The 24,284-nt window shown below is 71.3% G+C and carries 20 protein-coding genes and 1 pseudogene; 8 read left to right on the top strand and 13 right to left on the bottom strand.

Annotated elements, in window-relative coordinates:
* The first annotated feature begins 36 nt into the window (after positions 1 to 36).
* Entirely contained in the window at positions 37 to 405 is a 369-nt protein-coding gene (locus ACFQU3_RS06785) for a hypothetical protein (protein WP_385908003.1), read from the top strand.
* 95 nt (positions 406 to 500) lie between these two features.
* On the opposite strand, the gene ACFQU3_RS06780 is transcribed toward ACFQU3_RS06785, so the two are convergent.
* Both ACFQU3_RS06780 and ACFQU3_RS06775 read right to left on the bottom strand, forming a co-directional pair.
* Entirely contained in the window at positions 501 to 2,402 is a 1,902-nt protein-coding gene (locus tag ACFQU3_RS06780; protein ID WP_385908001.1) for a sialidase family protein, read from the bottom strand.
* Between the two features lie 71 nt (positions 2,403 to 2,473).
* On the bottom strand, positions 2,474 to 4,069 hold the full coding sequence (locus tag ACFQU3_RS06775; RefSeq protein WP_385907999.1) for a hypothetical protein: 1,596 nt from the start codon (positions 4,067 to 4,069) through the stop codon (positions 2,474 to 2,476).
* 193 nt (positions 4,070 to 4,262) lie between these two features.
* Here ACFQU3_RS06775 and ACFQU3_RS06770 point away from each other — a divergent pair, with 193 nt between their 5' ends.
* Positions 4,263 to 5,429 carry a sensor histidine kinase gene (locus ACFQU3_RS06770; RefSeq protein ID WP_385907998.1) on the top strand — a complete coding sequence of 389 codons (1,167 nt, stop codon included), beginning with the start codon at positions 4,263 to 4,265 and terminating at the stop codon, positions 5,427 to 5,429.
* Positions 5,426 to 6,076: pseudogene (locus ACFQU3_RS06765) on the top strand (response regulator transcription factor); the annotation flags it as partial. The gene ACFQU3_RS06770 and the pseudogene ACFQU3_RS06765, both read left to right, overlap by 4 nt.
* 159 nt (positions 6,077 to 6,235) lie before the next feature.
* Here the strand turns inward: ACFQU3_RS06765 and ACFQU3_RS06760 are convergent.
* The 3 genes from ACFQU3_RS06760 to ACFQU3_RS06750 form a co-directional block, all read right to left on the bottom strand.
* Positions 6,236 to 9,166, bottom strand: a complete 2,931-nt coding sequence (locus tag ACFQU3_RS06760; protein WP_385907996.1) for a vitamin B12-dependent ribonucleotide reductase — start codon at positions 9,164 to 9,166, stop codon at positions 6,236 to 6,238.
* 138 nt (positions 9,167 to 9,304) lie between these two features.
* Positions 9,305 to 9,802 (bottom strand): transcriptional regulator NrdR, encoded by a 498-nt coding sequence (gene nrdR / locus ACFQU3_RS06755; protein WP_385907995.1) that lies wholly within the window; start codon positions 9,800 to 9,802, stop codon positions 9,305 to 9,307.
* Positions 9,803 to 10,225: 423 nt separating this feature from the next.
* The gene (locus ACFQU3_RS06750) at positions 10,226 to 10,654 is read right to left on the bottom strand and encodes a Crp/Fnr family transcriptional regulator (RefSeq protein WP_385907993.1); all 429 of its coding nucleotides are present in this window, start codon (positions 10,652 to 10,654) and stop codon (positions 10,226 to 10,228) included.
* A 177-nt stretch (positions 10,655 to 10,831) separates the two neighbouring features.
* Here ACFQU3_RS06750 and ACFQU3_RS06745 point away from each other — a divergent pair, with 177 nt between their 5' ends.
* Positions 10,832 to 12,076: an ATP-binding protein gene (locus ACFQU3_RS06745; protein ID WP_385907991.1), complete on the top strand. Its 1,245-nt coding sequence runs from the start codon at positions 10,832 to 10,834 to the stop codon at positions 12,074 to 12,076.
* Positions 12,077 to 12,200: 124 nt separating this feature from the next.
* Here ACFQU3_RS06745 and ACFQU3_RS06740 read toward each other — a convergent pair whose 3' ends face one another.
* From ACFQU3_RS06740 to ACFQU3_RS06725, 4 genes are all read right to left on the bottom strand, one after another.
* Entirely contained in the window at positions 12,201 to 12,623 is a 423-nt protein-coding gene (locus ACFQU3_RS06740; protein WP_385907989.1) for a hypothetical protein, read from the bottom strand.
* Positions 12,620 to 14,389 (bottom strand): alpha/beta hydrolase, encoded by a 1,770-nt coding sequence (locus tag ACFQU3_RS06735; RefSeq protein ID WP_385907988.1) that lies wholly within the window; start codon positions 14,387 to 14,389, stop codon positions 12,620 to 12,622. The genes ACFQU3_RS06740 and ACFQU3_RS06735 overlap by 4 nt, the downstream gene beginning before the upstream one ends.
* Positions 14,386 to 14,535 (bottom strand): hypothetical protein, encoded by a 150-nt coding sequence (locus ACFQU3_RS06730; RefSeq protein ID WP_385907986.1) that lies wholly within the window; start codon positions 14,533 to 14,535, stop codon positions 14,386 to 14,388. Before ACFQU3_RS06730 ends, ACFQU3_RS06735 begins: the two co-directional genes overlap by 4 nt.
* Positions 14,536 to 14,994: 459 nt before the next feature.
* On the bottom strand, positions 14,995 to 15,453 hold the full coding sequence (locus ACFQU3_RS06725) for a LysM peptidoglycan-binding domain-containing protein (protein ID WP_385907984.1): 459 nt from the start codon (positions 15,451 to 15,453) through the stop codon (positions 14,995 to 14,997).
* 229 nt (positions 15,454 to 15,682) lie between these two features.
* Between ACFQU3_RS06725 and lexA the strand changes: the two genes are divergently transcribed.
* Positions 15,683 to 16,408, top strand: coding sequence for a transcriptional repressor LexA (lexA, locus tag ACFQU3_RS06720; RefSeq protein ID WP_385907982.1), 726 nt, complete (start codon positions 15,683 to 15,685; stop codon positions 16,406 to 16,408).
* A 30-nt stretch (positions 16,409 to 16,438) separates the two neighbouring features.
* Here the strand turns inward: lexA and ACFQU3_RS06715 are convergent, their stop codons facing one another.
* From ACFQU3_RS06715 to ACFQU3_RS06705, 3 genes are read right to left on the bottom strand one after another with little or no spacing between them, the layout of a single operon-like run.
* Positions 16,439 to 16,972, bottom strand: coding sequence for a phosphotransferase (locus tag ACFQU3_RS06715; protein ID WP_385908286.1), 534 nt, complete (start codon positions 16,970 to 16,972; stop codon positions 16,439 to 16,441).
* A complete protein-coding gene (locus tag ACFQU3_RS06710) occupies positions 16,882 to 17,556 on the bottom strand; it encodes a hypothetical protein (RefSeq protein ID WP_385907980.1) in 675 nt (224 codons plus the stop codon). The genes ACFQU3_RS06715 and ACFQU3_RS06710 overlap by 91 nt, the downstream gene beginning before the upstream one ends.
* A complete protein-coding gene (locus ACFQU3_RS06705) occupies positions 17,540 to 18,475 on the bottom strand; it encodes a Sir2 family NAD-dependent protein deacetylase (protein ID WP_385907978.1) in 936 nt (311 codons plus the stop codon). Before ACFQU3_RS06705 ends, ACFQU3_RS06710 begins: the two co-directional genes overlap by 17 nt.
* Before the next feature lie 82 nt (positions 18,476 to 18,557).
* Between ACFQU3_RS06705 and ACFQU3_RS06700 the strand changes: the two genes are divergently transcribed.
* The 3 genes from ACFQU3_RS06700 (at position 18,558) to ACFQU3_RS06690 (ending at position 21,756) form a co-directional block, all read left to right on the top strand.
* Positions 18,558 to 19,505: a LysR family transcriptional regulator gene (locus ACFQU3_RS06700; protein ID WP_385907976.1), complete on the top strand. Its 948-nt coding sequence runs from the start codon at positions 18,558 to 18,560 to the stop codon at positions 19,503 to 19,505.
* A 140-nt stretch (positions 19,506 to 19,645) separates the two neighbouring features.
* Positions 19,646 to 21,169 (top strand): gamma-glutamyltransferase, encoded by a 1,524-nt coding sequence (locus ACFQU3_RS06695; protein WP_385907974.1) that lies wholly within the window; start codon positions 19,646 to 19,648, stop codon positions 21,167 to 21,169.
* A 65-nt stretch (positions 21,170 to 21,234) separates the two neighbouring features.
* Positions 21,235 to 21,756: a cupin domain-containing protein gene (locus ACFQU3_RS06690; protein WP_385907972.1), complete on the top strand. Its 522-nt coding sequence runs from the start codon at positions 21,235 to 21,237 to the stop codon at positions 21,754 to 21,756.
* Positions 21,757 to 21,780: 24 nt separating this feature from the next.
* Here the strand turns inward: ACFQU3_RS06690 and ACFQU3_RS06685 are convergent, their stop codons facing one another.
* A complete protein-coding gene (locus ACFQU3_RS06685; RefSeq protein WP_385907971.1) occupies positions 21,781 to 24,273 on the bottom strand; it encodes a ComEC/Rec2 family competence protein in 2,493 nt (830 codons plus the stop codon).
* Positions 24,274 to 24,284 lie beyond the last annotated feature (11 nt).

Genomic DNA, 24,284 nt, shown 5'->3' with positions numbered 1-24,284 from the left:
GGAGGTCAGTTCCGTCCACGAGAAGGAGCAGAGCCGATGACAGTGACCAGCTTCCAGGACCTTCCCCTCGCGGATCGCGACCGGGAGTGGGACGGCGACGCGGCCGAGAAGCGCGTGCGCAAGCTCGCGGGCGCGCAGGACGAGCCGAACGAGCGCTACCGCGATGCCCACGTCTGGTACGACGCCGACAAGAAGGACAACTTCACGGCATACAAGCTGCTCATCGCCGACGTCGTGGGCGGCAGGCTCGTCGCAGTGCCACGCGGCGTCATGGCGGCGGCCGCGGTGATGCAGGGCTCCCGCGGCGGGGTCGACCTGCCCAGCAAGGACGTCGACCGCGTCAAGAGCCACCTCGCGAAGTACTACAAGAAGATGGGCGAGGACGCGCCGTGGGAGCGCGACTGATCACCGAGCCGGCCTCGGTCTCACCGACACGAGGCGCCACCGGGCACGAGCCCGACGGCGCCTCGTCCTGATCCCCGGAACAGGGTTGGAGCACGTCAGTCGAGCAGGAGCCGTGTCCCGAAGATGTCCTGGTCGAGGCCTCCGCCGTTGCCGCAGTTGTCGCCCGTGTACGGGGCGTCCGCGCGCGCGAGCGGGACATCGCGGTTGACCTCACCCTCCGCGCGACCCAGGTCGACGCGGCACTGGAGCACGTCGAACCCGTCGACGAAGCCGCCCTCCGCCTCGGTCTCTCGTGGGTCCACGCCGGGCACGACCTCACGGTTGTCCGTCCACGCGGCGTAGGCGAAGAGGCCACCGGCCGCCGCGCCGTTGCCGTCGGCGACCGCGACCCAGTTGTAGTCACCCTGGAACGGGATGTCGCGGCTGCCGAACATCTCGTAGGACGGCTGGTGGGTCGTGGCCGAGATCATGCCGCGCGGCGTCCACGTGACGCCGTTGGTCGACGTCGCGGCATAGGTCGCGATGACGTCCGTCCCCGACGCGACGGCCCGGCCCTGGGCGTCGAGCCTGTTGCCGATCGGGCGCTGCACGGAGTAGGCGTCGTCGGTCCGGTTGTCCTGCCAGACCGCGACCAGGATGCCACCGTAGGCGTCGACGTCCGAGAAGAACTGGTGGCCGGGGTCGCCCGGTGACGGGTCGACGGGAACCCCTGGGGACCAGCTCGTTCCGTCCATCGACCGTGCCACGTAGACGAGCGAGCGACCGACGGTGCCCGGAGTCGCAGACGAGTATGCCGTCTGGCTCGGCACGATGCTCGCGGGGTCGACGGCGTTCCACGTCGCGAAGACGCCGGGGACGGTGCCCGTCTGGTCCGCGGTCAGCCTGGGCTCCAAGGGAATTCGCGGGAACACAAAGCTCGGAGGAGCACACAGGAACGGACCGTCGCCGCAGTCACGCTGCCCGCCGATGTTCGGGAAGTAGGGCGTGAACGTGGCGATCTGCACGGGCTTGCTGAAGTTCAGGCCGCCGTCCGTCGACCTCACGACGCGCATACCGCTTCGCTGGTTCGGGTTGCTCGTGCCGAAGCTGCGCCACGAGACGTAGACGTCGCCGTCGTGCTCGACCGCGATGTCACAGCCCTGGACCGCCCCGTCTGAGACGATCTGGCCGTTCTGCCACGTCGCCCCGTGGTCGGTCGACCGCGAGAAGTAGATCTTCGTGCGGCCGGCGTTGCCCTGGAACTTCGACCAGCAGAAGTAGACGTTGTCCTCGAACTGGCTGGCCGTGCTGCGATCCACCTCCATCGACGGCTTGTCCTGGAAGATGCCTGCCAGAGCGGGGGTTCCCGCCTTGTCGATGATGCGGGTCCGGAGGTAGTCCTTCGGGAGCTGTCCCGAGGGGCCAGCAGGACCCGGGTTGGCCGCGTACGTCGCGACGAAGACCGAGCCGTTCTGAGGCATCGCGCGGTTGAAGGCGATGCCACCGACGAAGAGCCGGCCGTCGTTGTCGAACGCGACGAGCGGGTCGCCCGAGTCGGTTCGCCCCTTGAGCGGCGAGGCCAGGCCCTCGGTCGAGGTGTCGAGCGGGTAGCCCGGGAGCGTCGAGTCGGTCCAGGTGCGGCCTCCGTCCGTGGAGAAGCCGAGGCCCATCCACCCGGCCGCGAGGTCGGTCATGCAGTAGTCGTTCCACCCCGCAGCGACGATGTCGGGGTTGGTCGGGTCGATGGCCACCGTGGGCTCGTTGCCCTGGCGCCGGTTGCCCCCGTCGTTGGAGTCGGTGTCCCCGTCATCCGGGACGTTGTCGGCGGCGGGGCTGGTGGCGGCGTTGCCGCAGTGGGCGATCGCCTGGTCGGTGCCGCCGTCGTGTCGTGTGTAGGCGCCGTCGTCGGAGACCGCGAAATCCGCCATCGGCGCGGCCGAGGTCGTGCCCGTGACCGCGATGGGTGCCAGTACCGTCGCAACACCGGTGACGATGCCGACGATGAGTCGTCTGTGCATGGCTCTGTCCTGTCGGGAGTGCCGTAGTGGACCTGTCCACGCTCCTCCGCCGGTGGCGCGCTGTCAGCCGTTCAGCGCGGTTTGTCGGTCGCCAGTTCAGGAGCGCCCGCGTACTTCCTGCGTTCGCTTCGAGCGAGGCGCTGATGCATGAGTTTCTCTCCGGAGAGCCCCGATGGGCGCGGTCTCCTCCGGATGACCATCGCCGTGGCTCCCACGGCATACAGCCAGGTCACGGCGAGGCCGGCCCACCACGGAAGCGGGTAGAAGCCTTCGAAGGGCGCTGTGTGGGCGAGCACCTGCGGGTAGTCGACGCGTGTCTGCGTGACCGAGAAGCCGGCGGCCGGCGTCACCCGGAGGATCCACCGTGCGACCTCGTCCGGCAGCAGCGGCAGGGCCGTGACGAGGTGGAGCAGCACCACTGCCACGGCCGACAGTGCGGCAGCGGCACCGCGCCGACCCATCAGCTCTGCGGCAGCCAGGGCGATGAGGCACGACGCTGCGGCCAGCGCACCGACGCCGGCGACGACTCGCAGCTCGGTGAGCCACGAGGTGGGCGCCATGGGTGTCCCGTTGACCGTGGCGAGGGTCACGCCGACGACGACCGAGGCTCCCGTGCCGATCAGCCCGGCGACGAGACCGGCCGCGGCGACGACCGCGCCGCGAGCCCGGACGCGGCGGCGCGGGCTGGCTCCGCCGTGTCGGGCGCTTGCAGCCACCACGATGAGGATCAGCAGCGCGATGGGCAGACCACGCAGCAGGCTCTCGAGGTGCGCCTCGCCGACCTCGCCGACCGGGCCGATGTCGCCCGAGCCGGTCACGGTGAGGGTGTCACCCGAGACGGTGAGGCCGGGGGCGCGGTGCAGTCGCTCCCAGTCGGTCGCCCCCATCTCGCCGACGAGGTCCGCGTCCCAAGCATTCGGTGAGACCGCCCCGGTCGTCAGGACGTGGTCGAAGGTGCCGCTCGCCTGCGTGAACCGTGTCTCGACGGTGCTCGCCCCCAACGCCGCGGAGCGCAGGGTCTGGTCGCCGGGTGAGGTGGCGAAGAGGCCGACCTCGACGGTCGTCGGCAGACCGGCGAGGTGCACCGAGCCGACCGTCGTCCAGGTCGAGCCATCCGGTGACTCCTCACCCGTGACCAGTTCACCCGCTCGCGTGAGGCGCAGCCATCGGGGAGCCTTCGGGGTGACTGCGCCTGCGCTCCCTTCGACGTCGTTGACGTAGTCGTGCTGCAGGTGCACGCCGTGCCGGCCGGTCATCATGAGCGCGGCGTAGCGCGAGCCCGGGCGGGTGCCGTCCTTGATGATCACTCCCGTCTTGGCCCAGGGCACGAGCCCGGCCACGATCTCGTCATGGTCCGGTGGCGGGTAGGTGATGATCCCGGTGAAGCTCGTCAAGCGGGCTGTGATGCTCCCGTCGCCCTCGAGCGTGCGATGCGCGAAAGCCAGCCGGTCTGTCACGCCGGCCCCCTGGGGTCCGATCGGATCGGCCGGGCAGGGGGTCTCGACGGTGCCCTGGCTGCACGAGGCGCGCGGAGGCATCGCGGCGAGTACCGCACCGGCGACCATGACCAGCATCGCGGCGAGGACCGCCAGTGCGCGGCCGCGGGTCCAGAAGGCAGTCCACTCCTGCCGGAGCGGGAGGCGTCGGGGGTCGTTGTCGTGGCTCATGGCTCGGTTCTACGGGGATGGTGGACACAGGGGCGGAACGGCCGTCGTCACACCGCTGTTAGGTCCGGGCGGGCATGCTGGGCGGAACGAGAGGAGCGGCATGACGAACCGATGGCTGAGTGCGCGGCCAAGTAGGGCGGCGAGGTCGCCTGCTGCGTGGTCGGCGAGGTGGCCAGTACGGCGACGGTTCACGGTGCTCTTTGCGGGCGGCTTCGTCGCTTCCGCGCTCGTGCTCCTCGTCCTCATCAACGTGGTGGCCGGGGGCAAGGTGTCCGAGGTGGCCCCGGGCGGCGCTGGGGCGGTCTCGGTGACGGACCTGGCCGCGGCCCGTGAGCGCATCGCAGGCCTCGAGACGGAGCTGTCGGCCGTGCACGAGGTGTGGTCGCGCCAGCTGCTCGTCGGCTCGCTCATCGCCCTCCTGGTCGTGCTCGGCCTGTCGGTGGCGCTCGGGGCCGTGCTCGCGCGCCGCGTCGTCGCGCCCTTGCGGTCGATGACCGAGACGACACGGCGGATCACCGCGGAGACCCTTCACGAGCGGCTGGGCGTGACCGGCCCCGACGACGAGGTGAAGCACCTCGCCGACACCATCGACGACCTGCTCGACCGGCTCGAGGCGGCGTTCTCGTCGGAGCGCCGGTTCGTGGCCAACGCCTCGCACGAGCTGCGCACTCCCCTGACGACCATGCGGGCCGCAGTCGACGTGGCGTCCGTGAAGGCGGATGCGGCACCTGCCCTCGCGTCGCTGTCGAGGCGGCTGCGAGGCGAGCTCGACCGGGTCGATGACCTGCTCGAGGGGCTGCTCGTCCTGTCCCGTGCGAACCACCGTGCGCTGCCGGACAAGGGGCCGGTCTCGTTGGCCGAGGTCGCCGCGTCGTCCCTCGCGGCGCGTGCCGCCGACCTGGCCGCTCGGGGACTGGTCGTTGTTTGCAATCTCGGTGCGGCAGGGGGGACGAGCGGCAGCGCGACGCTCCTGCGTCGAGTGGTCGACAACCTCGTCGACAACGCGGTCGTCCACGCGTCGCCTCATGGGCCGGTCGTGCTGACGAGCGCGGACGGCGCGGAGTCCGTCTCGCTCGTGGTCGAGACGGCCGGACCGACGCTCGAGCCGTCAGCAGTGGCTCGGCTCGGCGGCCCCTTCGAACGGCTGTCCTCCGATCGCACCGGCTCCGAGCGCGGTTCGGGCCTCGGGCTGTCCATCGCGGGGGCGATCGCGCACGCTCACGGGGGTGAGCTGGTCCTCTCCGCGCGGACAGGCGGCGGCCTTCGCGCCGAGCTGCGGCTTCCGTCGGCACGGCGGCATCCGTCGCAGGAGCCTGCTGCTGTCGGAGCCAGCTCCGCTCGGGAGCGGGGGGTGTCGTGAGGGTGCTTGTCGTGGAGGACGCGGTCGCCCTTGCCGACGTGGTCGCCGAAGGGCTGCGTGACCAGGGACTGGCGGTCGACGTGGCGTACGAAGGCATCGCCGCGGCGGCGCGACTCGATGCGAACGCCTACGACGTCGTCGTGCTCGACCGGGACCTGCCCGGCATCCACGGCGACACGCTCTGCCACATGATCACCTCGCACGATGACCGACCCATGGTGCTCATGCTCACCGCGTCGGGTGCGCCGGAGGACCGTGTCGAGGGTCTGTCGGCCGGCGCCGACGACTACCTGGCCAAGCCGTTCCACTTCCCCGAGCTCGTCCTGCGCATCCGGTCTCTGGCGCGGCGGCGACCGGCTGCGCGTGGAAGGGTGCTGCGGGCCGGTGGCGTCGAGCTCGACGCGGTGCGGCACGTCGTGACACGGGCTGGGCGGCGGATCGACCTGTCCGTCAAGGAGTTCGCCGTGCTGGAGGCACTGCTGCTGGCCCACCCAGGACATCTCAGCGCGGAGGCGTTGCTCGAGCAGGTGTGGGACGAGCATGCCGACCCCTTCACGAACACGGTGACGGTCACGATCGGCCGCCTTCGACGCAAGCTGGGCGACCCGCCGGTGATCGCTACGACCCCGAGGCTCGGGTACCGGATCATCGATCACCCACCGAGCCCGGAGCGTGAGCACCACGCTTCCGAAGTGACTTCCATGGATGCTTCCGAGCCATGTGCTCCCCGCCATGAGCGCTGACAGCGATGCGGTACGACGAAGGGCCCGAACCATGACGGTCCGGGCCCTTCGTTTCGGTCAGTCTCAGCTGCAGCCGCTGGTGCTTCCGCAGCCCTCGCACACGTAGCACGACCCAGCAGGACGCATCTTCGTGCCGCACGTCATGCAGATCGGTGCGTCAGCCGTGATGCCGCCGAACTTCTCGAGCAGCTCGGCGGAGCTGTGCACGTCGCCCGAGGCCTCGCGAGCGGAGGCGGCGCCGGCGCCGAACTTGACGTCGACCGCGACCTGCTTGGACTCGGCCTTGGCCGTCTCCTCAGCCTTGTGCTCGGCCTTCTTCGACACCGGGGCCGACTGCTGAAGCGACTTGAGCTCGTCCTCGAGGTCCTCGTCGGACTCGTCGGACTCGATGGCCTCGTAGGAGCCGGTCTCGACCTGGCGAGCCCGCTCGGCAGCCGTGTGGATGCCCATGAAGGAGCGGGTGTCGTAGTCGAGGTAGTCGAGCGCGAGGCGACGGAAGACGTAGTCCATGATGGACGACGCCATGCGCACGTCCGGGTCGTCCGTGAGGCCGGCCGGCTCGAAGCGCAGGTTGGTGAACTTCTCCACGAACGTCTCGAGAGGCACGCCGTACTGCAGGCCGATGGAGACGGCGATCGAGAACGCGTCCATCACGCCGGCCAGGGTCGAGCCCTGCTTGCCGAACTTGAGGAAGATCTCGCCGAGCTGCTGGTCGTCGTACGTGCCGGCCGTGAGGTAGCCCTCGCCGCCACCGACGGCGAACGACGTCGTCTGCGAGGTGCGGCGCTTCGGCAGCCGGCGACGGACCGGGCGGTACTCGATGACCTTCTCGACCTTGACCTCACCGGCCGCGGCGGCCTTGTCGGCAGCAGCATCCTTCGCGGTGGAGCCACCGTCGGACAGGGGCTGGCCGACCTTGCAGTTGTCCCGGTAGACGGCGAGCGCCTTGATGCCGAGCTTCCAGCCCTGCATGTAGACGTCCTGGATCTCCTCGACCGTGGCCGTCTCGGGCAGGTTGACCGTCTTCGAGATGGCACCGGAGAGGAACGGCTGCGTCGCGGCCATCATGCGCACGTGCCCCATCGGCGGGATGGCGCGCGCACCCATGGCCGTGTCGAAGACCTCGTAGTGCTCGGGCTTGAGGCCCGGCGCGTCGATGACGTGGCCCTTGTCGGCGATGTACTCGACGATCGCCTCGACGGTCTCGCCGGTGTAGCCCATCTTGCGGAGCGCCCGCGGGATCGTGAGGTTGACGATCTGCATCGAGCCGCCGCCGACGAGCTTCTTGAACTTCACGAGCGAGAAGTCCGGCTCGATGCCGGTGGTGTCGCAGTCCATCATGAAGCCGATGGTGCCGGTCGGGGCGAGCACCGACGCCTGCGCGTTGCGGTAGCCGTGCTTCTCGCCGAGCTTGACGACGTCGTCCCACGCCTTCGTGGCGAGCTTGTGGACGTCGGAGTCCATCGCGTCGAGCGTCCTGATGTTGTCGTTGGCGGCCTGGTGCTTGCGCATGACCCGCTTGTGCGCGTCGGCGTTGCGGGCGTATCCCGCATACGCCCCGACGACGCCGGCCATCTCGGCGCTGCGCTTGTAGGCGGCACCGGTGAGCAGCGAGGTGATCGCGGCGGCGAGCGAACGGCCACCCTCGGAGTCGTAGCCGTGGCCGGTCGCCATGAGCAGCGCACCGAGGTTGGCGTAGCCGATGCCGAGCTGGCGGTAGTTGCGCGTGGTCTCGCCGATGGGCTCGGTCGGGAAGTCCGCGAAGCAGATGGAGATGTCCATCGCCGTGATGACGAGCTCGACGACCTTCTGGAAGGTCACGCCGTCGAACGTGTCGTCGTCGCGCAGGAACTTCAGCAGGTTGAGCGAGGCGAGGTTGCACGACGAGTTGTCGAGCGACATGTACTCCGAGCACGGGTTGGAGGCCGTGATGCGGCCCGTCTCGGGGTTCGTGTGCCACGCGTTGATCGTGTCGTCGTACTGGATGCCCGGGTCGGCGCACTCCCACGCGGCCTTGGCGATCTTGCCGAAGAGCTCACGCGCGTCGACCTCCTCGATGACGGAGCCGTCGAGGCGCGAACGCAGGCCGAAGGTCGTGCCCTCCTCGACGGCCTTCATGAACTCGTCGTTGACGCGGACCGAGTTGTTCGCGTTCTGGTACTGGACGGAGACGATGTCCTTGCCGCCGAGGTCCATGTCGAAGCCGGCGTCACGCAGGGCGCGGATCTTGTCCTCCTCGCGCGCCTTGGTCTCGACGAACTCCTCGATGTCGGGGTGGTCGACGTCGAGCACGACCATCTTGGCCGCACGACGCGTCGCGCCGCCCGACTTGATCGTGCCGGCGGACGCATCGGCGCCGCGCATGAACGACACCGGGCCGGAGGCCGTGCCACCGGAGGAGAGCAGCTCCTTCGACGAGCGGATGCGCGAGAGGTTGAGGCCCGCGCCGGAGCCGCCTTGGAAGATCTTGCCCTCTTCCTTGTACCAGTTGAGGATCGAGTCCATCGAGTCGTCGACGGACAGGATGAAGCAGGCCGAGACCTGCTGCGGGCTCTTCGTCCCGACGTTGAACCACACCGGCGAGTTGAACGAGAAGACCTGGTGCAGCAGGGCGTGCGTCAGCTCGTGCTCGAAGATCTCGGCGTCGTCGGCCGTGGCGAAGTAGCCGTTGCTCTTGCCTGCGGCGACATAGGTGAGCACCACGCGGTCGATGAGCTGCTTGAGCGAGACCTCACGGGCGGCGGTGCCGACGGCACCGCGGAAGTACTTGGTGGTGACGATCGTGCTCCCGTTGACGGACCAGAAGTCGGGGAACTCGACTCCGCGCTGCTCGAAGATCGTCTCGCCGGTCTTCCAGTTCTGCTGGACGACGTCGCGCTTCTCCCACGTCACCTCGTCGTACGGGTGGACGCCGGGCGTGGTGTAGATGCGCTCGATCTTGACGCCCTTGGCGCCTGCCTTCGAGCGTGAGCTGCGGTTACCGATCTCCGTCATGTCGTGCGGCCTCCCTGACCGTGTGTGCCCTCATGGGCCCTAAGTGCTGCTTGTCGTACTGCGTGCTCACTGCAGTCAGTTTCTCGCCGGGGTCTGACAGTCCCCTTGGCCTTTCGGCGACCTGTTCGTGGAGGGTGGTTACCGCTGGGCGTCGAGCTGTGAGGGAGCCGTGGGCTCCTCCCCCAGCGCGTCGCGCTCGGCTCGGAGGAGCGCGATGGCTCCCTCGAAGTCATCGAGGCTCTCCCACGCCTGGTACACGCTGGCGAACCTGAGGTAGGCGACTTCGTCGAGCTCGCGGAGCGGCTCGAGGACGGCCATGCCGACCTCGTGCGCCTCGATCTCGGCGTTCCCCTGCGACCGGATGGCCTCCTCGACCTTCTGGGCGAGCAGTGCCAGGTCGTCCTCACTGACGGGCCGGCCCTGGCATGCCTTGCGCACGCCGGAGAGGACCTTGGCCCGACTGAACGGCTCCGATGCCCCGGACCGCTTGATGACGTTGAGGCTCGAGGTCTCGAGCGTCGTGAAGCGGCGGTTGCACTCGGGGCACTGGCGCCGGCGCCGGATGCAGGCGCCGTCGTCGGTCGTGCGCGAGTCGATGACCCGCGAGTCGGTGTGGCGACAGAACGGACAGTGCACGCCTGGTCACCTTCCCTTCCCCGAGACCCAGTCGTTCAACGTTGGGCGGTCATTCCGTATGCCGTCCGCTGCCCTTCCCGTGCCCCGGCCGGTGTTCGTGGGACCGACCGGGGCTGGGGATGGCTCTGGGGACGACATGGGGATGACTTGTGTGTAACCCCCGATTGGCTGGGGACTACATGTGGACGTCTTACATCTGTGTAACTACTAGATGTAGGGGTAACTGTAGGCATGGTGCGACCGCCATCGCAAGCAGATCGACACGGCCCGGCGCGTCGTGTCGCTGACCTGCACAAACGTCACATCAGTCCCATAGGTCTCGGGCGTGTCGCGCTCCCCCGACCCCAACATCTGGGGATGACGGCATCGACATACACCCCATCTTGGGGACGATGGAAGCAGGGTGCCTTGGCCGGCGCGGCCTCAGCCGGGGGCGGCCCCATCCACCTGACCCTCGAGCTGACGCACCCGGGTGACCAACCCCTTGAGGAGCAGCACGGCGGTGTGCGGGTGCTGCTGGATCAGGTCCATGAAGGCTGCCGGAGAGAGCCGGAACGCGGTCGCACCCCCGGGCCCGCTCGTGACCGTGGCCGTGCGGCCCGACCCGTCGATGAGGGACATCTCGCCGAAGTAGTCACCAGCCGACAGCGATCCCACGGCCCGCCCGTCGATGTCGACGTCGGCGGTGCCGTTGAGGAGCATCACCATCCCGGCGCTGGGGTCCCCCTGCCGGACCAGCGGGACACCGGGGCTGACCTCGTACGTCGAGCCGCGCGCGATCATCTCCTCGACGAGGTCGTCGGGCAGCTCGCAGAACAGCTCCACCTCGCACAGCGAGTCCTTCAGGTTCATGGTCGCCTCCCACACTGCGGCCCGCCTGACGGACCGACCTTTCGACCGTAGTCCTCAGGCCCGCTTGGTTGGGCCCATTGGGCAAGGTCCGTGGCAGGTGGACATCGGTGGGCGCGTCGTGAGACACGGGGCCGGTCCTGCTTGCCCCGACGGAGCCCATGGCGGAGGCTGCTAAACGTGACAAACCGGACATCGGAGCTCGACCGGCTCGTAGCAGACGAGCGGCGCGAAGCCGAGCTGTGGCGCTACGACGTGCTCGGCCACGCGCCGGGACGCGAGCTCCAGGCCCTGGTCGAGATCGCTGCGCAGATCAGCGCCGTGCCCACTGCGGCGATCAACATCGTCACCTCGACGACGCAGCAGCAGCTCGCGACGACGGGGTTCACGCCGGCGATCTGCGCGCGCGAGGACGCGATGTGCGCGGCGGTGCTCGACCAACCCGAACGGGTCGTCGTGCCGGATGCCAGGGAGGACGAGCGGTTCCGCGACAACCCCTTCGTGTCAGGCGCGCTCAGCAGGGTTCGCTTCTACGCCTCCTCCCCGCTCACGACACCGACGGGCGTCATCATCGGCCGCCTCTGTGTGTTCGACTTCAAACCGCGCCACCTCGACGAGGCCCAGCAGGACGCCCTCGTCGCGATCGCCGAACGCGTCGTCGACGTGCTCGAGCTGCGCCTGCGGAGTCGGGAGCTCGAGGACTCGCTCGCCCAGCTGACCGAGACCCGTGACGAGCTGCGCCGGTCCAACGAGGCGCTCTCCGTCTTCGCCGGTCAGATCAGCCACGACCTGCGCACGCCGCTCACCGCGATCATGGCGAGTACCGAGATGCTCGGGCAGCAGCCGTCGGTCGTCCAGGACGAGTGGGCCGAGCGCCTCGTCGCAACCGCATTCCGGTCGGCGACGCGCATGGCCGGCATGATCGAGCAGATCCTCGCCCATGCCCGGGTCGGCGCGCAGCTGCGGACGGTCCCGACCGACGTCGGGGCGGTCGTCGCGTCGGTCCTCGAGGACCTCGAGCCGACCCTGCTCGCGCGGAACGCACAGGTGACGGTCGGTGCGCTGCCGATCGTCGACTCAGACGACCAGCAGCTGTACTCCGTCCTGCTCAACCTCCTGTCCAACGCCGTCAAGTACGCCCGCCCGGGCGTCCCCCCGGTGATCGAGGTGTCGGCCGAGCGCCGCGACACCTCGTGGCGGATCTCGGTGCAGGACAACGGGATCGGCATCCCCACTGCCGAGCACGATCGGGTGTTCGGGCTCTTCAAGCGGGTCGAGACCTCGGTGGACGGCAGCGGCATCGGCCTGGCGACCGTCAAGCGCATCGTCGAAGCCCACGGCGGCAGGATCGGGATCAGCCCGGTCGACGGCCCCGGGACCACGGTGTGGTTCGAGATGCCGCACGCCCCGACACCGCGGCCCTGACCGGCCGCCGGGCCAGCCCGAGGACGACGAAGGCGACGCCGAAGGCCACCAACCCGCGCGGGTCCAGGACGAGACCGTGGATGACCAGAGCCGCAAAGCCCCACATCGCGGACCCGTCGTCGAGTCACTCGCCGAACGCCCGGGAGCCCGCGCGGGCACCGTTGTCGAGGACGTAGGCGAGCGCCGGGGACGCCACGTGGCCCACCGCGGCGATCGCCGCCCACTTCGCGCGGCGCAGCCGCGTCCGCAGCCGCGCCGTCGGGCGGTGGGGACCGGACGCGCCGGCCGCACCGTTCGCTCCGACGCCCCGTTCGACGACGGGACCGGGCGAGCGCTCCACCGGCTCGAGCCGGGGCGTGGCGAGGCCTGCCGCGAGCCCGACTGCGAAGCCGGCGACACCGACCAGTGCCGGGGACGAGACCCCCACGAGGGCGGCGTCGCCTGCGCTCTCAGGACCCTCCATCGCCCAGAGGATGATGAGCGGCACTGCCTGGACCGTGAGAAGGATCGCGCACCCACCGACGACGAACCGGTCGCGGCGGGTCACGGGATGGGCCTCGGCCAGGCCAGTGGGTCAGTCCCGAGGCTGGGACCGGTCGTGGTGCAGGCCCGTTCGTCGGCTCCCTGGACGATGCGCAGGTCGGGGCGCCCGGCCGCGACCGCGACGAGGTTGCGCGCGCTGTCGGTGCCCGCCCGGAGGTAGTCGGAGTGCCCCGAGGACGTGCGCCCGACGTCGACGAAGTCGGAGCGTGGGTGCAGGATGTGGTTGCACCCGACCCCGGGCTCCTTCGGGGCGAAGGTCGAGAGCCGCAACGCGCCGACGACGGAGGCCGGAGGGGTGCCGTGCACCATCCAGCCGTAGTTGAAGACGTCGTCGCCGATGGCCCCGAGGACGTTGAGCGCGCCCGGGTCGAGACTCGTGCGGTCGACGTCGGAGAACGGCAGCCCTGGGGCGCCGAACACGGCGAGGTCATCGATGCCGGACGTGCGCAACGAGGCGAAGCCGGCCAGGACCGCGCCGTAGGAGTGTGCCCACACCGTCTGGTGGGCGGGGCTGTCCCGAGCGGCTTCGAGACCCGTGACGAAGTCGGCCAGGGCGCCGGCGTTGTCTCGGGCCAGCCTGGCGTTCAGGACGTTGCGGTCGATCGAGCTGACGATCTCGTCGAGCTGTGGCGCGTCGTAGCCCATCCACGTGACGACCGCGAGGTCGCCGCTCGCCACCTCGATCGCCTCGGCCCTCATCCGGGCGAAGGTCGTGTCGTAGCGCGCGAGGTCGTCGCGCACCGTCGTCGTGAGGCCACCGACGAACGTCGTCAGGTGCTCGGCCCTCTCGAGGTCGCCCACCGCGACCACCGCCTTGACGTCGCGCTCGCTCGCGTCGACGAGGAGAAGGCGACGCTCGAGACCGTCTCGACGCCCGAGCACGTCACGGATCGCCCGGAGGTCGGCGACGCGTTCGTGGGCCCGGGTGCGCTCGGCCGCATGCCACGGTGCCGCCACAGCGGCGTCCACCTCGCGGGCTCGCGTGGCGGCCACCCGCTCGGCGCGAGCCAGCAGGGTCAGGTTGGCCTCGTGGCGGGCGGCCACGGGCACCCCGTCACGAGAACCGACCCACTCGGGCCGCTCCCTGACCACGCGGCGGCGTTCACCGTCCGTCAGCGACCTCCACCAGGCCGCGGACGCGAACACGGCGTCGTTGCCGGCACCCACACGCCCGGACGGCGGATCCGGGGCCGGCACCGGCATCCACCCCGCGCCTTCGGCGGCAAGGCCGCTCGTGGTGCCCCGCGCGGCCGCTAGCAGGGTGCGTGCGAGCTCCTCGTCGGTCTCGGTCGCGGCCTGTCGGGCCCTCAGGAGGCAAGCAAGCACCTCGGCACGAAGGAGCTCGTCGAGGCGGGCACGATGGGCCTGCGCAGCCGGGTCACCGACCGTGGCCCGGACGGGGAGGAAGAGCCTGCCGTCCTCGTCGACCCACGCCCCTTCAGCGGCGGCACGCCTGTCGGCTCGCCCGACCAGGTCGATGGCGCTCTGGAGCCGCCCGGCAGCCAGGCCCAGGGCCTGTCCGGCGACCGCGATGCTCTGTGCGACCTGACCGAGGCCCGCGACGACGACGCCGTAGCGGTCCGCGGCCGCCGTCGACCCCGCCCCGGACCAGCGCGGTGCGGCCGAGCGTCGCCAGAGCAGCAGCTGAGCCATGGTGACGACTCGCCGCCGCTTGTCCTCGAGCCTGCGGCCCACCGCGACGAGCGACTGGGGACGGCTCGCCCGGACGTCACGCACCGACAGGCCCGCGCCGAGCGCGGTGGCCGTCATCGCCCGCCCCCGCCGCCGCCGCGCCTCGCGCCCGTCATCGACTCACGCACGGTCTGCTCGACCGTGTCGTAGGCGTCAGCGGCTGCGGCGACCGACCGTCCGAGCTCGCCCAGCTGCCAGCGCGTTCCGGCCAGCTGGGCCTCCACGCGGTCGCCACGTGGTGCAGGCTCGATGCGGTGCGACCGCCAGGAACCGCGGCCGCGACAGGTCGCAGGTCGTCCGCGATCCCGAGCGCCCGAACCTGCGCCAGGACCTCCTCGACGGCCGCGGCGCTCTCGCGCAGCGTCCGGGTGTCGACGTCGAATCTCATCCCTGCTCCCTTCCCGAGGTCAGCAACGCTAGGTCGGCGCGGGAACCGGGGACGGGGCTCATCCACAGGCCCACCCAGTCACCGGGCGCGGCAGCCACTCGAACAGGGGACAGCAGAACGCCGCACCCCCTCCTCAGGGGTGCGGCGTCCGGGCGCGAGCGGCGGGGTCGAAGCGCCGCCGACGCCAGCCGCTGAAGGTGGAGCCAACGCGGCCGATCGGGAGGGGCGACCTGGCTGCAGCCGGGTGGACGGCATATGGCCTCGGTCGGGCCCAGGTGAGCTCGTGGCTCGGGGTTCAGCGCGTCGGGATGACGATTCGCTGGCCGGTGTGGATCTGGGTCGTGCTCAGGGCGTTGGCTATCTGGAGCTCCACGACGCCGTCGCTGATCGGCAGACCGGGCAGCTCGCGGGCTGCGATACCGGACAGCGTCTGCCCGGACTCCACCGTGACGACACGCGGCTCGCCAGAGGCGGAGGCGATCTGGCCGGCGAGACCCACGGCCAGAACCGAGACGACGACAGCAACGAGCAGGGCGACGACGAGCCGGCCGAAGCGGGTCAACCGGACCGGCGGCTGGGCGGACCCGGCCGCACCTGCCTCACGCACCGCCCATCGATCCCCCGCCTTGCCGATCGCGCGGACCGCTTCGCGCCCGGTGGGCAGGGAGACGAGGTTGGGTCGACCGGCTGGTCGTGGCCTCATGGCCTCCCGCGGGTGCGGCTGGCGAACGGCCTCGAGCACGATGGCGCTCATGGTGACCTCCCCTTGCTCCTGATCGGACGAACATGTGTTCGATAGAACGCTTGTACGAGTTGTAGCACGTATGTTCGATGAAGTCGAGACACGCATCGAACACGTGTTTGGCAACTGTGTTCGAACTGCGTAGTCTTTCCTCACACCACGAACCTCACCAGCCACCACTGACACTGGCCCCACACCGGGCGGGCAGGAGGGGGTCTGAGGAGCCGACGAAGGGGACACCATGGGCGTGACCGAGCTTCCCGACCGCGACAGCGGCGACGGCCTGACGGTGCGTCAGCGCCGCGTGCTCGAGGTGATCCGCAACTCCGTCGATCGTCGCGGCTACCCGCCGAGCATGCGTGAGATCGGCGACGCGGTCGGGCTGGCGAGCCCGTCGAGCGTGTCCCACCAGCTCAACGCGCTCGTGGCCAAGGGCTACCTGCGGCGCGACCCCAACCGTCCCCGCGCCCTCGAGGTCGTCTCCCCCGACGCGAAGGCCGAGGAGCTCGGCTACCGTGGCGGCGCCGTGACTCCGCCACGCCCCCGTGGCGACCACTACGACACCGAGACCGACTCTGGCGACGCCCGTCCCGAGGCCTCCTACGTCCCGGTCCTGGGTCAGATCGCCGCCGGCGTGCCCATCACGGCCGAGGAGGTCGTCGAGGACGTCTTCCCGCTGCCCAAGCAGCTCGTCGGCGAGGGCGACCTCTTCCTCCTCAAGGTCAACGGCGACTCCATGGTCGACGCGGCCATCTGCGACGGAGACTGGGTCGTCGTGCGCCAGCAGCAGCACGCCGAGAACGGTGACGTCGTCGCAGCCATGCTCGACAACGAGGCGACGGTCAAGACGTTCAAGCGCAAGGACGGCCACGTGTGGCTCATGCCGCACAACTCGGACTTCTCCCCGATCGACGGTGACGACGCGACCATCCTCGGCAAGGTCACCGCCGTGCTGCGCCGCATCTGAGCACCCGCCCCGCCCGACCCGGCCCGCGCGTCACGACAGTGGTGGCTCGTCCCCGAGTGCGCCGAGCCACCACGTCCCGGCGTCGCCGTAATCGGCGAGCTCCGGCGGGGTGAGCGTCGCGGTGACGCGCAGCCACGACTCGGCGCGCAGAAGACGCCCGAGATGCAGCGCCGCCGGTAGTGCCGCGCGAAGCTGCGTCCCGGGCACGACGTCGCCCCAGACCTCGAGGCCGGCGTCGGCGACCCGCCGCAGCCGCGCGTCGTCAGGTGCCGTTTCCAGGCGATGGAGCAGCACGTTGAGCGGGATGAAGAGGGCCGAGAGCGGATGGGCGAGCACGGAGTCGCCGAAGTCGAAGAAGCGCATTCCGCCCGGCGTCGCGAAGACGTTGTTGGCATGCAAGTCGTTGTGCACGAGGTTCTCGCCCAGCCCCAGCGCGTCGAGGTCCGCGGCCCACCCCGCACGTCGGGCAGCAGTCACCGGAGCCGGTCTGCGACCTCCTGCGTCATCCGCCGAGGGTCGCTGTCGGGCAGCGCCTCGAGCGAGGCGACGCGCGCCCGGACGTATGCCGTGGCCTCCGCCGGGCGCATCACCGACACGCCCGCACCGACGAGGTCGGCCTCATGACCGACCAGCTCGCGCTGGAGGTGCATCGCCTCGGCGGCGACCCGGCACCAGGCGTCCAGGTCGTCGCCGGCGACCGTCTCGGCGAAGACCGGTCCCTGGTCGGGCACGAGGTGCAGCCCGCGCTCGGTATCGGCCGCCGCCACCGGCACGACACGGTCAGGGGCGATGGCGTCGAGCACGACGAGCAGGGCCGCCTCGAACGCCTGGTGCGGGCAGTTCTGCTTGATCCAGTACCTCGACCGGTCGGCGGCGGTCGCCCGCCACAGCGTCGACCACGGCCGCTGGTGCACCGCCTCGATCGCGACGAGCCCCGTCCCCATGTCGTCGAGAGCGTGGACCACCCAGGCGCGCAGCTCCGCCTCGAACGCGTCGGAGGTCCACCGCACCGACGGGCCGGGGCCACCCTCCGGGAGGGCCGCGTACCACGGCGGCTCGGTGCTCGGCTCGTCAGTGACCGGCTTGTCAGTGGCAGGCTTGTCAGTGGCAGGCTTGTCAGTGGCAGGCTCGTCAGTGGCCGAGGGCACCGCGCAGCTCCACGAGGGTCGGGCCGAGGGGCGCGTGCAGGCGCAGCGTCGCCTCGGTGTCGCCGCGCGTGGCCGACCGGGTGACGATCGCGACGGGGACTCCGTGCTGGTGCGCACGGCGCACGAAACGATAGCCGCTCATGACTGACAGCGAGGATCCGAGGACGAGCAGGGCCCCGGCGGCCTCGACGATGCCGAAGCACCGGTCGACGAGGGCCTTGGGCACTGACTCGCCGAAGAAGACGACGTCGGGCTTGACCGTGTCGTTGCCACAGACGAGGCACCGGGGCGCGTGGAACGACTCGACGAGCGCGTCGGCGAGGACGATGTCGCCGTCCGGGCGCACCTGCTCGCCCCACTGGGACCCGACGGCGGCGGCGGCCCGCGAGAAGCGTTCCATGAACCCGGGGTTGGCCTCGGTCATCCTCTCGTGCAAACCGATTCGTGATGTGACCTCGCCGCACACGAGGCACACGGCCTGCTCGAGGGAGCCGTGCAGCTCGACGACGTCGGTCGCGCCGGACGCCTGGTGCAGGCCGTCGACGTTCTGCGTGATGATCGGCCCGACGTAGCCGGCCCGCTGCAGGTCCGTGACCACGCGGTGACCGATGTTGGGGGCCGCAGCGTTGAAACGCTGCCAGCCGATGTAGCTGCGTGCCCAGTAGCGCCGCCGGGCGTCGCTGGAACCGGCGAACTCGCCGAACGTCATCGGCTCGACCCGGCGCGTCCCGTCCGGGCCGCGGTAGTCGGGAATCCCCGACTCCGTCGAGAGGCCCGCACCGCTCAGCACGACGACGCCACCGGCGCTGACGAGGTCGACGAGGTCCTCGAAGCTGCCCAGGTCGTGCGTCTCGAGCGGTAGCGTGCGCGACGTCGACAGGCGGCTTGTGACTCCGGCGGCTCCGGTCGGCTGGTGCACCGGACCAGCCTACGACGGGGTCGAGCCATTCCTGACACGTCGAGTCCTTCAGCATTCCATAATCTGCGGTTATGATGGACGCATGATCGACGCTGCCGGCCTGCGGGTCATGAAGGCCATTGCCGACGAGGGAAGCTTCACGAGCGCGGCCAACGCCCTCGGCTTCACCCAGCCGGCCATCTCCCAGATGGTCCGCCGCCTCGAGCAGCGCACCGGCACGGTCCTCGTCGAGCGCTACGGCCGCCAGGTGCGACTCACCGAGGCCGGCCAGGTCCTCGCACGCCATGCCGTCGGCGTGCTCGCTGCGCTCGACGCCGCCGAAGAGGAGATCACCGCGATCGCCGGCCTGCGGGCCGGCCGGGTCCGCCTCCAGGCCTTCCCGAGCTCCTCGGCGACTCTCGTGCCCAAGACGCTCGCGATCCTCAAGGCGAAGCACCCCGACATCACCGTCACCTTCACCGAGGCCGAACCGCCCGAGTCGCTCGCAGCCCTGCGCAACGGGGACTGCGACGTCGCGGTCGCCTTCGCCTACGAGGGCGCCGACCTCGGCGAGCTCGAGGAGGACCTGTCGCTCCTCGTCACCCGTCGCCTCATGGACGACGAGGTACGCCTGGTGGTCCCCGGCGCCCACCCGCACGCCGGCGACGCCGCCGCCTCGCTCGCCGACTTCTCCGACGAGGAGTGGATCGCCGGGTGCCCGCGCTGTCGCGGCCACCTGCTCTCGCTCGCCGACCACGCAGGCTTCCGACCCAACGTCGCGTTCGAGACGGAGGACTACGTCGCGCAGCTCGGGCTCGTCACCGCCGGCCTCGGCGTCGCGCTCGTCCCCGACCTCATCCTCAACGCGGCCAAGCACGACGAGGTGGCGACGCTGCCTCTCTCCCCCGCCTCGCGCCGCCAGATCCTGGCCGTGACGACGCCCGACCTGCAGCGCGTTCCGGCGGTCGCGGCGGCCCTCGACGCCCTGTGCGAGGCCGCGGGCGCCGACCCGCGTACGTCCGCTGCGGAGCTCGTCGGCGCCAAGGCCTGACCGCCTTCGCCTGCGGGCGCACGCGGCGGGGCGCCACGAGCGTCCGACCGCCGGGCGGCATACGGTGTGCTCATGGGTGATGACTCGCGCGGTCCCCGACCTCCCACGCCCCACGCCGTGGCCGACGCGGCGGCCGGATCGTGACCCGGGTCGCTGTCGCGGCGACCGGCTCGGCCGCACTGGAGGCCGGCCTCGAGGCGGGCGCCGAGGGCGGCAACGCGGTCGACGCGGCCATCGCCGCTGCGCTCGCCGCCATGTGCACCGACCCCGGCGTCGTCAGCCTCATGGGCGGCGCCTTCGTCAACGTGTGGCCTGCCGGCTCCGACCCCGTCGTCATCGACGGCAACGTCGAGATGCCCGGACGCGGCCTCGATGTCTCGGCGTTCGGCAAGGGTGTCCGCCAGGTGCGCACCGACTACGGAGGAGGCGTCACCATCGGCGCCGGCCATGGGTCGGTCGCGAACTCCGGTGCGGTGCAGGCACTCTCGCTCGCCCGCGACCGCTTCGCCCTGCTCCCGTGGCGTCGGCTCGTCGAGCCGTCCGCCCGCGCCTGCCGCGACGGCTACCGGGTCGGCGCGGCCGCCGCCCTCTACCTGGGGCTCGTCCGCGACACCCTCTTCGGCGACGATCCCGAGGCCCGTGCCCTCGTCACCGGCGCCGACGGCGGCGCGGTGCAACCGGGCGAGACGTGCATCAACGCCGACCTCGCCGAGATCCTCGAGCTCCTCGGCACGCAGGGTGTCTCGTTGCTCACGACGGGGGCCGTGGGACGGGTTCTCGCGGAGGACATGGCCGCCAACGGCGGGCTCATCACCGAGGCAGACCTCGCGGCCTACGAGGCCGTCGTGCGCGCGCCGACGATGCGCGCCGTCGGCCCGTGGAGCGTCGCGCTCAACCCACCGCCCTCGGTCGGGGGTCCGATGCTCGCGGCGATGCTCGGTGAGCTGTCGCGCCACGAGAGCTGGACGTGGGCCGAGGTCATCGACATCCAACGCCGGGTGCTCGCCTACCGCCTCTCGGTGCACGACCGGTCGCGCGACCTCGACGGCGACGGCCACGCGCTGCTCGAGGCCGTCGAGCGCCACGGCCTCGCCGGCCTGCCGACGTCCGCCTCGACCGCCCACGTGTCGGCCGTCGACGAGTACGGAACCGCTTGCGCCATCACGATGTCCGCGGGCTACGGCGCCGGCATGGTGATCCCCGGCACCGGCATCCTGCTCAACAACGCCCTGGGCGAACCGGAGCTCAACCGCCTGGGGCTCCACGCCGTGCTGCCGGGCACGCGCCTCGCGTCCAACATGGCACCGACGACCGCTCGGAGCGCGACGGGGGCCGCCCTCGCCGTCGGGTCCCCCGGTGCCGACCGCATCACGACCGCCCTCATGCAGGTGCTCGGTCGGGGCCTGCTCCTCGGCGAGGACCTCCAGGACGCCATCGACGCGCCTCGCCTGCACGTCCGGTTCCTCGACGACGGCTCGCCCCGCGTCGACCATGAGCCGTCCGACGACATCGCGGCCGCCGCCGAGGCCGGCGGGCTCGAGGCCTACGGATACCCCGGCCCGCACATGTACTTCGGTGGGGTCGGCGCCGCTCGGCTCGGAGTCGACGGACTCGTCGCGGCAGGTGACGCGCGTCGTGAGGCAGCTGTCGGGGTCTCCTCCTGAGGTCCCCGTCCCACGCCCTGGCTGCAGAGACCCGCGCGTCGCCGATGGTCCGGGATCATGGAGCCATGCGCCCGCTCCTCGCCGACCTGCTGGACCTGCAGCCGCATCCCGAGGGCGGGTGGTACCGCCAGACGTGGGCCTCCCCCGAGACGGTGACCCTGCCGGACGGGCGGACTCGTGCCACCGCGACCCTCATCCACTTCCTGCTGCCCGCCGGCGAGTCGTCTGCGTGGCACCGGGTGGCCTCGGACGAGGTCTGGATCGCGCACACCGGCTCGGTCGTGCTCGAGCTCGGTGGTGACGGCGCCCGGCCGGCGTCGGTCACGAGGGTGCAGTCGGTCGTGGTCGGAGTCGACCTCGCCGGAGGCGAGGTGGCCCAGGCAGTCGTGCCGGCCCACGTGTGGCAGCGGACCGTGCCGTCGGCGGGCGACGCCCTCGTGAGCTGCCTCGTGTCCCCCGGTTTCGCGTTCGCCGACTTCGAGCTGCTCGGCGACCCCGGCGTGGAGCGGACCGCGGCGGACCTCGTCGACGCGCCCACCGACCTCGACTCGCCCACGGGCGCCGACGCGCCGGGCCATTCCGCCTGAGCGAGGCGGTGCGGCGGACGACCGTCATCGAGCGACCGCTCTGATCTCGTCGCCGTCCGAGACGATGGCGACGTCACCCTCGAGGTCGGTTCGATGCACCTCGAACCCCCTGTCCTGCAAGGCCTTCATCGTCGCCGGCGCGGGATGGCCGTAGTCGTTGTCCTCGCCGACACTGATGACCGCCAGGCGTCCGTCGACGCGGTCGAGCAGGCGGTCGTCGCGGTTGCTCGACCCGTGGTGGGCGACCTTGAGCACGTCGATGTGTCCCCAACGCGCGGGGTCGAGCTGGGACTCGTGGAGGACCTGAGCCGCCGCCTCTCGTTCGATGTCGCCGGCGAGCAGGACGGTGATGCCCCGCACGTGCATGGTGAGGACGACGGAGCCGTTGTTGGGCACGGAGCCGGCGTCGATGCGCCGGGCCGGCCACCAGACCTCGGCCGCGAGGGCCCCGACCGAGAGCCGTTGTCCGGAGCGCAGCTCACCGAGGGGCACACGCGAACCGGCCGCCAGCCGGGCCACGCGTGCAGCCTCGACCGGCGGGTCGAGCACCGGCGAGGCGCGGATCTGGGCGACCGGTCGCTCGAGGACCGCCGCCAGACCACCGACGTGGTCAGCGTGGTAGTGCGTGAGCACGACGAGGTCGACGGCTGTGGCTCCGATCCGGTCGAGGCAGGCGCGCATCAGCTCCGGCTCGGGCCCCGTGTCGATGACGACGACGTGACCGGCACCGTTGTCGGCCACGAGACCGTCACCCTGACCCACGTCGCACGCGATGAGGGCCCATCCGGGAGGTGGCCAGGCGACCGGGGCCGTCGGCGCCCCCAGCCCAGCCGTGAGGACGACGACGGCGACGGCGACCGTCGGCCGGTGGCGGGTGCGGTGCCACGCCCACGGTGCGACGGCGACGGCGGCCCCTGTCAGCAGCGCGAGGAGGACCGCCGCGGCTGCCGAGTCACCCCACCCGAGGCTGCCGAGAGGGAGGTCGGCGCCCCACCGGGCCACGGCCGCGATCGCCTCCGCCGGGGCGGCCGCACCCCACGCGAGCCAGCCGGCCCCCGTGACCCAGGCGACCGACACGAGCGCCACGACGACGCCGACGATGGTCGTCGGGGCGACGAAGGGAGCCGCGAGCAGGTTGGCGAGGACCGCGACGAGAGACACGCTGCCCTGGAGCGGGACGACGACCGGCGCGCACACGGCCTGCGCGGCGACCGGCACGGCGAGCACCGGACCGAGCGGCTTCAGGCCCGGTGGCAGGCGCCGCGCGATGGCACGCCCCCACGGCGGCGCGAGCACGAGGAGGCCGAGGGTGGCGACGCTGGACAGCGCGAAGCCGTACGACCGGGCCAGCCAGGGGTCCCACACGAGCAGTACGAGCACTGCTGCCGCGAGCGCCGGCACCCCGGCGCGACGGCGTGAGGACGAGAGGGCGAGCAGGCCCACCGTGCCCATCACTGCGGCTCGCACGACGCTGGGCTCGGGCCGGGCCAGGATGACGAAGCCGACGAGTCCCAGCAGCGCGACCGGCGGTCGCCACCGGCGCCGCACGCCCACGAGGCCGCACAGCCAGATGACCCCGCCCAGCACGAGGGTGACGTTGCTGCCCGACACGGCGCTGAGGTGGCTCAGGCCCGTGTCGAGCATCGCAGCGGTCAGGTCCGGTGGGGTCCGGGACGTGTCGCCGACGACGAGGGCAGGCACGAGCCCACGGGCGTCGGACCAGACGCCGTCAGTCGCCGCCCGGAACCTGGTGCGCACGACGTCAGCGGCCTCGAAGACCCCGCCCGCATCGGCCAGCACCCGGACCGGCCCTATGGGCGTGCCGACGGCGACGACGGCGTCTCCCGGGTCGGCCGGACCCAGCCGCACCACGGCCTCGACCTCGTCGTGCCACCGCAGTCCGGACCACTGCTGTCCTCGACCGATGACGAGAACCGGCGCTGACACCCTGGTCGTGCGGCCGCGGCCGACGACCTCACCCACCTCGAGCAGCACGACGCTCACGACCGGGCCTGCCGCTCCACCGTCCTCGGTCCTCCCTGCGGCCGGCCCGCTGGTGACCGGCCGTGGCTCGGCCGCCACGGTCGCGCGCACGGTGACGACGGCTCGCTCCACCGCGAGGGCGTCGACGGGGCCAGCAGACCGGACCGCGCGCTGACCGGCGGCCGCTGCCAGCAGGAGGGCCAGCACCCCACAGACGGCAGCGACCGCCCGCAGCACGCCGCGGTGTCGATCACACTGCACGCCGCGGCGTCGGTCACGCAGACCACCGGCCCGAACAGCTGCGACCGCGGCCAGCACACCGACGCCCAGGGCGACGAGCGTGACCAGCGCGACGAGCCAGACGGGCGCGAGCAGCCCCCAGAACGCCACGACCGGCCATGCGAGGACCACGGGCACGAGCAGTCTCAGGTCGACCCGTCGGCCGGTGCGTGGGCGCACGCGACGGACGGCGGGTCGACCGGTCAGGACGACGAGCGACGGCCCTCTCGGAGCCCGCTCACGCTGCCTGGACACGCGGGCCACCC

Source organism: Terrabacter sp. GCM10028922 (genome assembly GCF_042666095.1).
Taxonomy (GTDB): Bacteria; Actinomycetota; Actinomycetes; order Actinomycetales; family Dermatophilaceae; genus Terrabacter.
This window is presented reverse-complemented; position numbering and strand designations above follow the sequence as displayed.

Excerpts from the sequence above, each read along its gene's own strand:
- ACFQU3_RS06735 (WP_385907988.1), bottom strand. The coding sequence starts at position 14,389 with ATGACGGCCACCGCGCTCGGCGCGGGCCTGTCGGTGCGTGACGTCCGG.
- ACFQU3_RS06690 (WP_385907972.1), top strand. The coding sequence starts at position 21,235 with ATGCGCCCGCTCCTCGCCGACCTGCTGGACCTGCAGCCGCATCCCGAG.
- ACFQU3_RS06780 (WP_385908001.1), bottom strand. The coding sequence starts at position 2,402 with ATGCACAGACGACTCATCGTCGGCATCGTCACCGGTGTTGCGACGGTA.
- ACFQU3_RS06760 (WP_385907996.1), bottom strand. The coding sequence starts at position 9,166 with ATGACGGAGATCGGTAACCGCAGCTCACGCTCGAAGGCAGGCGCCAAG.
- ACFQU3_RS06750 (WP_385907993.1), bottom strand. The coding sequence starts at position 10,654 with ATGAACCTGAAGGACTCGCTGTGCGAGGTGGAGCTGTTCTGCGAGCTG.
- ACFQU3_RS06775 (WP_385907999.1), bottom strand. The coding sequence starts at position 4,069 with ATGAGCCACGACAACGACCCCCGACGCCTCCCGCTCCGGCAGGAGTGG.
- lexA (WP_385907982.1), top strand. The coding sequence starts at position 15,683 with ATGGGCGTGACCGAGCTTCCCGACCGCGACAGCGGCGACGGCCTGACG.
- ACFQU3_RS06700 (WP_385907976.1), top strand. The coding sequence starts at position 18,558 with ATGATCGACGCTGCCGGCCTGCGGGTCATGAAGGCCATTGCCGACGAG.
- ACFQU3_RS06785 (WP_385908003.1), top strand. The coding sequence starts at position 37 with ATGACAGTGACCAGCTTCCAGGACCTTCCCCTCGCGGATCGCGACCGG.
- ACFQU3_RS06725 (WP_385907984.1), bottom strand. The coding sequence starts at position 15,453 with ATGAGCGCCATCGTGCTCGAGGCCGTTCGCCAGCCGCACCCGCGGGAG.